This window comes from Ruegeria sp. CDSC054 (assembly GCF_059610645.1).
On sequence record NZ_JBXWOA010000038.1, the window covers coordinates 1 to 1932 of the forward strand.

The following is a 1932-nucleotide window of genomic DNA, read 5'->3' on the forward strand; positions in this document are numbered from 1 at the left end:
GAGGTGGAGTTGAAAGGCAAGCTCGTCACCCTTGTGATGATTAGTAGTTTTGGCTGGTGGCCATTTTTACGATCACATTCGAACATGCCAATTCAAAAGTGGCAACCGAGGCAAATTTTTCCGGACTACAGTTGGCAAAACATGAATATGAAGGGAGTACGTATGTCCGGTCCACGAATGTCGCTTTGCTCGACGGTAATTGTCGCTGCAGGACTTGCTTTTTCAGCGTCCGCGCAGGCTCAGGATCAAGAAGAACCCCAAACGTTGTTTACCAACGTGCACATCTTCGATGGAGTGAATGAACAGCGCATCGAGAATGCCAGCGTATTGGTCGAGGGCAACCTGATTAAGGCCGTATCAACCGATGCGATCGATGCCCCCAATGCTACAGTCATTGACGGAGAGGGACGGACGCTGACCCCCGGGTTCATTGAACTGCACGCGCATCTTATGCTGATGGGGCCGACGCTGCCAGCGATGGAGGCCAACACGACCTGGGAGGACTTTGCCATACACGGTGCACGTATGGCCGAGATGTATTTGATGCAGGGTTTCACCACTGTCCGGGATGCTGGCGGCGCTAATGGTGGACTACGCAGGGCAATAGACTCGGGGCAAATCGAGGGCCCTCGTTACTATCCGTCTGGGGCGTTTATCGGAACACGCGGTGGTCACGCTGACTTCGCGAATTTCACAGCACCACCTGGTTCAGAGACGAATATGGGTCGACTGAACATGGCTCAGGAGGTCAGTGGTGTTGATGACGTCTATAAATTCGCACGTAACAACTTTCGTATGGGCGCGACGCAATTGAAATTCATGCAATCCGGGGGTGTCGTGTCGGCATTCGACCCTTGGCAATTGCTGGCCGGGTCGCCCGAAGAAATCAGAGCCGCCGTCCAGGTCGCGCATGAATATGGCAGCTATGTCATGGCGCATTCCTATCGCAAGGAAGCAATCCTGAGTGCGCTCGACGCAGGTGTTATGTCAATCGAACATGGTTTTTCTTTTGACTGCGAAATTGCCGAAGTCATGAACGAGAAGGGTGCGTACATTACAACAAACCTAACGGCATTTGACCCCGGCCTTCTCGACATTCCGGCTGTGGCGAATGTTCCGGCGAGCCTGGCCAAGGCAAAGTCTGCCTCGGCCACGTTTGCAGGCTATATCGACAATATGAAAGAATGCCCGGTGAAGCGGGGTTTCCAGACAGACTGTGTTGGTTCGGTAGAGGCGTGCAATATCCAGATTGCCTACGAGAAGCATCTGAACAATGAATTTTTTGGACCCTATACATCCATGGTCACGCTGACATCGACGGGTGGCGAGGTAGTCGCATTGTCGGGTGACTTTATGAACCCGTATACCGCCGGCAAACTGGGCGTGATCGAAGAAGGCGCCTATGCGGATATCCTGCTGATCGACGGTAACCCACTTGAAGACTTCTCGGTTATCGGCACAGGTGATCAGTGGTTCGGTGCCGAACCGAGGCCTGAAAGCCCAGATACAATCCGCCTGATCATGAAGGACGGTGTAATATACAAGAACACACTGGAATGAACAAAAAAGCAGCCGGAGAGCCTTAATGCGTTATTGGTTTCGCTTCGCCGTATTCGCCGGGTTGATCTGGTGCGGCCATCCCGCCATGGCAGCGCCGGGAACGGCAGTTGACTGGGCGGAACTGCCGGACCCTTCTTCGCAAGTCTTTGAAGACCCCTATCGCGACCTCAGCCCTGAACAGTTCGATGATGTTCTGTATGTCGTGCGTTTGCGCGGAAGGTTGCAGCAAGACACTGGCGGCGCAGATGAAAGGCAAAAATGGCAGGAACGTCTGACCGAAACAGAGGACGCCTTGGCGGCAGATGGTATTGATGTCGACTGGCTTCTTGATCAGCGAGAGATTGTGAAGGAACGGCGAAGAAAGGCGGGAAC

Annotated in this window: 1 protein-coding gene and 1 pseudogene; both read left to right on the forward strand. The window is 53.5% G+C overall.

Going from position 1 to position 1932, the window contains the following annotated elements:
- Positions 1–162 precede the first annotated feature (162 nt).
- Positions 163–1560: an amidohydrolase family protein gene (locus AC2FGC_RS24170; protein ID WP_496783662.1), complete on the forward strand. Its 1398-nt coding sequence runs from the start codon at positions 163–165 to the stop codon at positions 1558–1560.
- A gap of 25 nt (positions 1561–1585) precedes the next feature.
- Positions 1586–1932, forward strand: a pseudogene (locus tag AC2FGC_RS24175) (DUF3299 domain-containing protein); the annotation flags it as partial.

Excerpts from the sequence above, each read along its gene's own strand:
- AC2FGC_RS24170 (WP_496783662.1), top strand. The coding sequence starts at position 163 with ATGTCCGGTCCACGAATGTCGCTTTGCTCGACGGTAATTGTCGCTGCA.